The 8,778-nt window shown below is 67.9% G+C and carries 8 protein-coding genes and 1 pseudogene; 6 read left to right on the top strand and 3 right to left on the bottom strand.

Going from position 1 to position 8,778, the window contains the following annotated elements; translation table 11 throughout:
• Positions 1 to 87: 87 nt before the first annotated feature.
• Positions 88 to 861: a glutamate racemase gene (locus AC1D1G_RS36940; RefSeq protein ID WP_283332930.1), complete on the top strand. Its 774-nt coding sequence runs from the start codon at positions 88 to 90 to the stop codon at positions 859 to 861.
• Here the strand turns inward: AC1D1G_RS36940 and AC1D1G_RS36935 are convergent.
• Entirely contained in the window at positions 849 to 1,502 is a 654-nt protein-coding gene (locus AC1D1G_RS36935) for a TetR/AcrR family transcriptional regulator (protein ID WP_477956019.1), read from the bottom strand. The two genes, AC1D1G_RS36940 and AC1D1G_RS36935, sit on opposite strands and share 13 nt — an antisense overlap.
• Positions 1,503 to 1,588: 86 nt before the next feature.
• On the bottom strand, positions 1,589 to 1,954 hold the full coding sequence (locus AC1D1G_RS36930) for an SPW repeat domain-containing protein (RefSeq protein ID WP_025432213.1): 366 nt from the start codon (positions 1,952 to 1,954) through the stop codon (positions 1,589 to 1,591).
• Positions 1,955 to 2,128: 174 nt separating this feature from the next.
• Between AC1D1G_RS36930 and AC1D1G_RS36925 the strand changes: the two are divergent.
• Positions 2,129 to 2,858: pseudogene (locus AC1D1G_RS36925) on the top strand (DNA alkylation repair protein).
• Between the two features lie 25 nt (positions 2,859 to 2,883).
• Complete coding sequence (locus tag AC1D1G_RS36920) at positions 2,884 to 3,480, top strand: CHAP domain-containing protein (protein ID WP_280783570.1); 597 nt, start codon at positions 2,884 to 2,886, stop codon at positions 3,478 to 3,480.
• 6 nt (positions 3,481 to 3,486) lie between these two features.
• Here the strand turns inward: AC1D1G_RS36920 and AC1D1G_RS36915 are convergent, their stop codons facing one another.
• Positions 3,487 to 4,542 carry a 2Fe-2S iron-sulfur cluster-binding protein gene (locus AC1D1G_RS36915; RefSeq protein WP_477956016.1) on the bottom strand — a complete coding sequence of 352 codons (1,056 nt, stop codon included), beginning with the start codon at positions 4,540 to 4,542 and terminating at the stop codon, positions 3,487 to 3,489.
• Positions 4,543 to 4,864: 322 nt separating this feature from the next.
• Between AC1D1G_RS36915 and mdo the strand changes: the two genes are divergently transcribed.
• The 3 genes from mdo to madC all read left to right on the top strand — a co-directional run.
• Positions 4,865 to 6,136, top strand: a complete 1,272-nt coding sequence (mdo, locus tag AC1D1G_RS36910; RefSeq protein WP_477956015.1) for an NDMA-dependent methanol dehydrogenase — start codon at positions 4,865 to 4,867, stop codon at positions 6,134 to 6,136.
• A gap of 107 nt (positions 6,137 to 6,243) precedes the next feature.
• Positions 6,244 to 7,350, top strand: a complete 1,107-nt coding sequence (locus AC1D1G_RS36905; protein WP_283354171.1) for a MadB family AAA-type ATPase — start codon at positions 6,244 to 6,246, stop codon at positions 7,348 to 7,350.
• Positions 7,351 to 7,352: 2 nt separating this feature from the next.
• Positions 7,353 to 8,778, top strand: a 1,426-nt coding sequence (madC, locus tag AC1D1G_RS36900) for a MadC family VWA domain-containing protein (RefSeq protein ID WP_477956014.1), incomplete at its 3' end; no start/stop codon positions are given.

The raw sequence follows: 8,778 nt of genomic DNA, 5'->3' as shown, positions 1-8,778 counted from the left end.
CAAGATCGCGGCGGGAACTCCGATCGGCGAGGTCCTCGAGGCCGCGTCGGCGTAGGCGGCCGGGCGGGGGCGCGATAGATTCTCCGGGTGATTGTTGCGCTCATCGACTCGGGTCTCGGCATGCTGCCGACGTCGGCGTGGCTGCGCAAGTTGCGACCCGACCTGGATCTGATCCTCGCTCTGGATCCGGACGGGGCTCCGTGGGGTCCCAAGCCGGAGCAGTGGGTGATCGACCGCGTTCTCGCGACCGCGCAGCGCTGCCTCGACCGCGGAGCCGAGGTGATCGTGCTGCCGTGCAACACGGCGAGCGTCACCGCGCTCGACCACGTCCGGGAGTTCGTCGGACCGGCAGTTCCTGTCGTCGGCACGGTTCCGGCGATCAAACCGGCGGCTGCCGCGTGTGAGTCGGTGGCCGTCTGGGCGACCGCGGCAACGACGGCGAGCCGGTATCAGGCGGATCTGATCGCGAAGTTCGGGAACGGCAGTTCCGTCGTGGGTGTCGCGTGCCACGGCCTCGCCGAGGCGATCGACCGCGGCGAGCGGGACGCGGCCTTCGCTGCGATCGCCTCGGCCGTGGAGCGCACACCCGACGATGTGGGCGGGGTGGTGCTGGGCTGCACCCACTATCCGTTGATGGCCGACGAGATCGCGGCGCAGCTCCCCGCCGGGGTGCGGTTGTTCGACAGCGCCGAGGCGGTGGCGACGCAGACTCTCCGTCGCATCGATGCGTTGAACCGCCCGAGCGCGGGGGAGGGCACCGTCGAGGTCTTCCTCAGCGGCAGGCCCGGGCGGCTGCCCGCGAGCGCCGAGGCGTTCCCCGCCGGTCAGCTGTTGGCGGCGGGGCGTTCTCAGCCGAGCTGAACCATCCCGGCGGCCACGACGCGTGCGACGTTGCCGAGTTCCTCGCCGTGCCGTCGCGGCAGGTCGTCGAGGTCGTGGAGGCGGTCGTTGCCGGCCACGGAGAACATCGCGGCCACCCACGCCGTCGCGCAGGCCCGGAGAGTTCCGGGTTGCACGGGGTAGGGCGAACTGGCCTGCAGGAGACGCTCGGTGATGTCGCTGAGGTAGTCGCGGAACCGTCGCAGGTGCGCACGGACGTCCGGGTGGGTCTCGGCCTCGCGCCAGATGATCACGCGCATCACCGATGAGTGGTGGTCGCGCAGATTCAGCGCGTTGTCGAGGTTGACGAGGCTGGCGGCGGGGTCACCCGGGGTCACCAGGGGGCCCACGTCGCCGAAGGGTTCGGTCGGCAGCCTTTCGGACAGCAGCGCCAGAAGGATGTCGGTCTTGGAGGGGAAGTAGTAGAACACCAGTCCTTTCGGGACGTGCGCGGCAGCGGCGATCGATGCGGTGGACGTGGCATCGAATCCGTGTACGGCGATGAKGGATTCGGCAGCGTCGAGAATCAGTTCCCGGGCGTCGCCGTCGATCTTCGCGCTGCGCCGCCGCCGGCCTTTCCGCGGTTGGGGGCCACCGGGCTTACCGAGATGGGGTGTTGGCATGGGCCTTTCCGGACGTGAACGGCGGGGCACAGGCCGTAAGCCTGTGCCCCGCCCCAATCGATGTTCTCGGTGCTGTGGTCGACGGATCAGTGATGTGTCGCCAGCCCTCCGTGTCCGTGCATCCGGGAACTCATCATCGGCAACCCGGTGACAGCCACGACGACTGCCAGGACACCGACGACCCATGCGGTCCACGACGCGCCCGTGAATGCGTCGAAGTTCATCACCCACGGGGAGAGGAACAACAGCACTCCGAAGACGGCCATCGCGTACTCGGCCACAGTCATCTCCGGGCGGCTCATATGGACGAGACCGGAGAGGGCCACGAGTACACCGAGCACGATGAGTGACCACATCGCGGCGTTGTTGGTGTCGAGCCACAACGGCGAGAGCGCCGCGAAGGCTCCGATCACGATCGCCACCACATCTTGCATACGACTCCACGATCTCATGTCCAGCCTCCTCGAAAATGGATTGTGTCCACCTCGAGTACACGCCTGATTGACCGACCGATCAATACCTGGATCATTGCAGTCGGATAACGCAAACCGCAGGTCAGAGTATGTTTCGTGATCTTCGCCCCCACTGTCGCGGCGACTGTCGGTCACCTGTGGGACAGTGCCTTCGTGACTTCCACCGCGGACGACGTGAAGCGCGCACTCGACGAGTTGTCGGACGAGGCCGACGCCGTCAATCTGGCACGGTTCTTCAAGACCGGTCCGGGGGAATACGGGGAGGGCGACGTCTTCATCGGTGTGCGGGTTCCCGGGACGCGCAGCGTGGTTCGTGCTCACGCCGATCTGGACCTTCCGGAGGTGACGGTGCTCCTCGACAGTCCGGTGCACGAGCATCGACTGGCGGGGCTGCTGGTGCTCGCGACGCAGTTCGACCGGGCGGCGAAGGCAGGCGACGACGCCCTGCGCGAGAAGATCGCGTCCTTCTACCTCGACCTGGTGCTGCGGGGGCGGGTGAACAACTGGGATCTGGTGGATTCGTCCGCCGACCGGATCCTGGGCGCGTGGCTGTACGACCGGCCGCGGGACCCGGTGTTCGCGCTGGCCGCGGACGACGACCTCTGGCGGCGCCGCGTGGCGCTGCTCACTACGTTCGGTTTCATCCGCCGGGGTGACGCCTCCACGACGCTGGAGGTTGCAGAGCGTGTTCTCGGTGATCGCCGCGACCTCACGCAGAAGGCGACGGGCTGGATGCTGCGCGAGGTCGGTAAGCGGGTCGACCGCGACCTGCTCACCGGTTTCCTCGACCCGACACGCCGCGGCGATGGGCCGCACCGCGCTGACGTACGCGTGCGAGCATCTGACCGCCGAGGAGCGCGCGGGCTACCGCGCGATGCGGTGACGGGATACCCGCTACATTCGGTGGCATGACTGCTCCCGCGCCCACTCGCCGCCGCCGACGTGCCGGGGTGATTCTCGGCGCCGTCGTCGCTGCGATGGTCGTCGTCGCGGGAGGCGTGTTGTGGCTGGCGCCGGACCGCTACCTGCCCTGGGACACCGCGGAATTCCCGGCCGTCGACACGACCGCGTTGTCGCCGCAGCAGGCACGGATCGTCGGGTTGCTCGAGGCCGAACACGACAGGCAGCGGCCGGGCACGTTCTACTCCGAAGGGGTCGAAGAGCCCTGGTGCGCGGACTTCGTCAGCTGGATCATGCGGGAAGCCGGCCGGCCACTGTCGAATCCGAATTCCGGGCACTGGCGGATTCCCGGGGTCTACACGTTGCAGGAGTACTACGAATCGCAGTCGCGGTTCGAGGAGGTCGGTGGCGGATATCGCCCGACCGTCGGGGACGTGGTGCTCTACGACAACAGCAGCTGGGTCGGCCAGCACACCAACGTCGTCGTCGCCGTCGACGGGGACACCGCTACGACGGTCGGCGGCAACGAGTTCGGCCGTATCCGCGTCCACACAGTGGACTGGTCGAGCGACTCCGCCGTCGTCGGCTTCGGCCGGCTCGGGTGAGCGGAGTCAGAATTCGATCTTGAGGTGATCGGTGACCGGACGGGCTTGGCAGCCCAGGATGTAACCGCTCTCGATGTCCTCGGGGTCGAGGATTTCGCTGTTCTCCATCTCGACCTTGCCTTCGAGCACGGTGCACGCACAGGACCCGCACTCGCCCTCCTGGCAGGAGTAGGGGACGTCGATTCCCTTGGCCAGCATGATGTCGACGAGGGTCTGTTTGCGGGGCCAGCTGAGGTTGTGGATCTCGCCGTCGAGCTCGACTTCCACGGTGGCGGCGTCGGCGGCCTCGTCCTCGGTGACCTCCACGACGTCGGCGTCACGGAACGGGTCGCCGGCCAGCGAGTTGAACACTTCGGCGTGCACCTGGCTGCGCGGCATCCCGGCGTCGGCGAGGGCCTTGTGGATGGTGTCCATGAACGGCGCCGGTCCGCACATGAACGCTTCGTGCCTGAGGTAGGGCGCGACGGCGGAGGCGAGCTGATCGACGCTCGGCAGTCCCTGGACCGTCTCGAGCCAGTGGATGGACACGAGCCGTGACGGGTACCGGCTCGCGAGTGTGCGGAGTTCCTCGGCGAAGATGACCGACTTCTCGTCGCGGTTGGCGTAGAAGAGAACGACCTTGCCGGAACCCTCGGTGAGCGCGGACTTGAGGATCGAGATCACCGGGGTGATGCCGCTGCCTGCCGCGAACAGCAGGAAGTCGTGGTCCAGTGACTTGGGGGTGAACACACCCGACGGGGGGAGGACCTCGAGGGTGTCGCCGACGGCGACGTTGTCGCAGAGCCAGTTGGACCCGTAGCCCTCGGCGGTCCGCTTGACGGTCACCTTGGGGGCGTCGTCGGTGAACGGTGAGCTGGCCAGCGAGTAGCACCGGGCGACCGATCCCGTGCGGTCGCTGGGGATGCGCAGGGTGAGGAACTGGCCCGGCTTGTAGGCGAACTTGTCGGCGAGGTCTGCCGGAACGTCGAAGACCAGTGACAGGGAGTCGGGGGTTTCCTCGACCACGCCCGACACGGTGAGCACCACCGATCGTGAGCTGTGCGGCACCTCGACAGTCGTCATCGTGTGTGCAGTCCTTCCGTACTCCGCAGCGCCGGAACGCTCGCTTGCCTGCTCCAAATATAGAACAGGTTCTAGTTTTTGCCTAGCGGGTGGACTCCGCATGAAGGGGACAGCCTATCGAGTGCCGCCCCCTCCGGCTCGGCCCGGCCGTACCTGCCCGTTCGGGCAGTTTGTGCGCCGCGGTCGGACGGTTCGGCCCCGCAGGCCTGTAACCGGGGCCCGAACTAGGTCACAGTGGGTTCCAGGTGAGACGCCGATCACATCAATTGCGTCCCCTTCCACAACGCTTCAGATCCGACATCGACTAATCGAGGAGACGGCCATGGCCATCGAGCTCAACCAGATCTGGGACTTCCCCATCAAGGAATTCCACCCGTTCCCGCGGGCACTGATGGGAGTGGGCGCCCACGACATCATCGGCGTCGAGGCGAAGAACCTCGGATTCAAGCGGACCCTGCTCATGACCACGGGCCTGCGCGGCTCGGGCATCATCGAGGAACTGGTCGGCAAGATCGAGTACCAGGGCGTCGAGGTCGTGCTCTACGACAAGGTCGAGTCCAACCCCAAGGACTACAACGTCATGGAGGCAGCCGCGCTCTACCAGAAGGAGAAGTGCGACTCGATCATCTCCGTCGGCGGCGGCTCGAGCCACGACGCAGCCAAGGGCGCCCGTGTGGTGGTCGCGCACGACGGCCGCAACATCAACGAGTTCGAGGGATTCGCGAAGTCCACCAACAAGGAGAACCCGCCCCACATCGCCGTATCCACCACGGCCGGTACGGGTTCGGAGACGTCGTGGGCGTACGTCATCACCGACACGTCGGACATGAACAACCCGCACAAGTGGGTGGGATTCGACGAGGCGACCATCGTGACCCTCGCCATCGACGACCCGCTGCTGTACTACACCTRCCCCCAGCACTTCACGGCGTACTGCGGATTCGACGTCCTCGCGCACGGCAGTGAGCCGTACGTGTCGCGTCTCGACTTCGCGCCGTCGCTCGGCAACGCGCTGTACTCGGTGGAACTGGTCGCGAAGAACCTGCGGGAGGCCGTGTTCGAGCCGCGCAACCTGAAGGCCCGCGAGGGAATGATGAACGCGCAGTACATCGCCGGCCAGGCATTCAACTCCGGTGGCCTCGGCATCGTGCACTCCATCTCGCACGCGGTCAGCGCATTCTTCGACAGCCACCACGGCCTGAACAACGCCATCGCCCTGCCCCGCGTCTGGGAGTACAACCTGCCGTCGCGGTACGAGCGCTACGCCCAGCTGGCCGGAGCGCTGGGGGTCGACACCCGCAACCTCACCACGGTGCAGGCCGCGGACGCGGCGGTCGAGGCGGCCATCCGCCTGGCGAAGGACGTCGGCATTCCGGACAACTTCGGTCAGGTGCGCACCGACTCGTACGACAAGAACCAGATGAACACCAAGAAGTACGAGGGTCGCGGTGACACCATCCGGGGCGACGAGAAGACCGTGCGGGCCATCTCCGAGCACATCCAGGGCGACTGGTGCACACCGGGCAACCCGCGCGAGGTGACGGTCGAGTCGATGCTCCCCGTGGTCGATCACGCGATCAACAGCGCGTACTGACCGACCCACCGAAACTCGCGTCCGGGGCGGGAGCCACACCCCAGCCCGGCCCCGCTCCGGATGCGTTCCCACCACCACACCGCTGACGAAGGACGGACGCCCCGATCATGACTGCACCGCACACAGCCCCCGAACCGGTGGACATCCGCTTCGCCGACGGCGCGGAACTGAAGGAAGCGTTGCGCGAGGTCGACTACATCGCCGACGACGAGTTCGCGGTGGTCGTCCACCTGGCGACCGCCCTCGAACGTCCGCTGTTGCTGGAGGGGCCTGCCGGTGTCGGCAAGACGGAGCTGGCGAAGTCGCTGGCCGAGGCCTCGGGGCGGAAGCTCGTTCGGCTGCAGTGCTACGAAGGTCTCGACGACAACCGGGCCCTGTACGAGTGGGACTACGCGAAACAGCTTCTGCACGTGCAGATGTTGCGCGACCGCATCGGCGAGAAGATGGCCGCGTTCGACGACGTCGCCGAGGCGTCGCAGTTCCTGGCTGCGCAGGATTTCGGGTTGTACTCCGAGAAGTTCCTGTCGGTCCGTCCGCTGCTCGAGGCGATCCTGTCGCCGGAACCGGTGGTGCTGCTCGTCGACGAGGTGGACCGCACCGAGGAGTCGATGGAGGCGTTGCTCCTCGAAGTTCTCGCGGAGGGGCAGGTCACCATCCCCGAAGTGGGGACGTTCACCGCGCGGTCGGCGCCGTGGGTGATCCTGACGTCCAACGACACTCGCGAACTGTCACCCGCACTCAAGCGTCGGTGCCTGCACTACCACCTCGGCTACCCGACACCGCAGCGTGAGCGCGACATCGTGACGGCCAAGGCCCCCGAGGTCGAGGAGGCCGTCGCGGCGGACGTGGTGGATCTGGCTCGCACGTTGCGGCAGTTGCCGCTCCGCAAGAGTCCGTCCATCGCGGAGGTCATCGACGCGGCCCGTGCGGCGGTGGTCCTGAAATCGACGGGGGTGGCCGTGAGTTCGCAGGCCGCGGTCCGCGACATCCTGCTCACCGCCCTGCTCAAATACACCAGCGACGTCGAACTGGTCCGCACCCGGCTCTCCGGCGAACAGCCGTTCCCGGCGGACGACGGCGGAACCGCTCCGGCCGGGCCTGTGGAGCGGGTGACGGTCGCATCGCGGCCGGCCAACACCACCACCGCGGTGTTCCGCGGGCACGGCGGTCGCGACCGCGGCGGCATCGGCGCGGGTCGGCAGGGCAGGCGCTGACGATGCTCCGCCGGCAGCCCGACCCCTCCCCGTCCCTTCCCGCGCAACTCCTCGACGTGCTCGCGGCGACCTTCGGAAAGATGTTGCGCCGCTACGGCGTCGCCGCGTCCCCGGCCGAGGTCATCGAGGTCCGCCGGGTGTTCGGCTTGATCGGCGGCCGCGACCTGCCCACGCTGAGGGCGTCGCTGCGTGCGGTGTGCGCGAAGTACACGTACGAGCAGGCGGGTTTCGACCGCGCCTTCGACGTGTTCTTCGCATCGGTCGCCGTCGCGGCACCCGACGACGCGCGTGCACCGTCCCGGACCGAGTTCGCGGAGGGCCTGCCCACCGCGCTGGAGGTCGCGGACAACGCGGAGACGGCGCGGTACGCCGAATACAACGAGCGTGCCGCCGAAGTGGGCGACCACTTCGACACCCCCGAGGCGCAGAAGGGTTTCAACCCCCACAAGGACGACGACGATGTCAGCATGACGTCGAGCGACGCGGATCTGTCCGTCGATTCGGAAGCCGAATCCGGACGACGCGGTGTCACCTACACGGTGGAGGTCGAGCGGGCGGCGAGCACCGCCGTCGGTGACCTGGCGTCGTCGACGAGCGGTGCCGTCGTCGGATCGTTGTCCTGGGACGACCCGGAATCGATCCTCGCGTGGCTCGACGCCTACGACCCGAGCACGGTCTACGCCGATTCCGATGGGGCCGAACCACTCACCGCGGCCCAGTTGAACCGGCTGGCGGAGGCGGTCGAGGCCTTCGTCGGCGCGCTGGCGGACGCCCGGGACCTGACCGCCGGACCCGAAAAAGGACCGAAGACCACGAGCGGCACGGTGGCGGCCACGACCCGCGCCGAAGTGAATCAGGCGTGCTACGAGGTGCTTCGGCGGATGCGCGGGCCTTCGCGCCCCCGGCCGCGCGAACTCGCGCGGGGCCGGCTGGACATGCGACGGACCGTGCGCGCGAGCCTTCGGACCGAGGGCATACCCTTCCACCTCATGGTGAAGGCGCCCCGCCCGGACCGGGTGCGGGTGCTGATCCTCGCGGACGTGTCGCTGTCGGTACGACCCGTCACCGCCTTCACCCTCCGGCTGGCGCAGGCCATGCACCGTCGAGCGAGCCGCTGCCAGGTCCTGGCGTTCGTGGACCGGCCCGTCGACGTCACGGACACCCTCCTCGCCGGGACCGACGACGACGCGCTCGCGTCGGTGCTCGCCGACCCGCGCATCGACCTGGAGGCGAGCAGCGACTACGGCCGGGTGTTCGCCGGCGTGCTGACCGAGTTCGGCACCGATGTGAACTCCCGGACCTCGGTGGTCGTCGTCGGCGACGGGCGGTGCAACGGCTTGCCCCCGGGTGTCGACGAGTTCGCCGAACTGCGTCGCAAGGTGCACCGGCTGGCGTGGATCACCCCGGAACCCGAGCGGTACTGGAACC

The organism is Rhodococcus sp. P3_B8 (genome assembly GCF_056402775.1).
The sequence above is the reverse complement of the archived record's forward strand: the minus strand, read 5'-3'. Positions and strand labels throughout refer to the sequence as shown.

Excerpts from the sequence above, each read along its gene's own strand:
- AC1D1G_RS36930 (WP_025432213.1), bottom strand. The coding sequence starts at position 1,954 with ATGAGATCGTGGAGTCGTATGCAAGATGTGGTGGCGATCGTGATCGGA.
- AC1D1G_RS36920 (WP_280783570.1), top strand. The coding sequence starts at position 2,884 with ATGACTGCTCCCGCGCCCACTCGCCGCCGCCGACGTGCCGGGGTGATT.
- AC1D1G_RS36915 (WP_477956016.1), bottom strand. The coding sequence starts at position 4,542 with ATGACGACTGTCGAGGTGCCGCACAGCTCACGATCGGTGGTGCTCACC.
- AC1D1G_RS36905 (WP_283354171.1), top strand. The coding sequence starts at position 6,244 with ATGACTGCACCGCACACAGCCCCCGAACCGGTGGACATCCGCTTCGCC.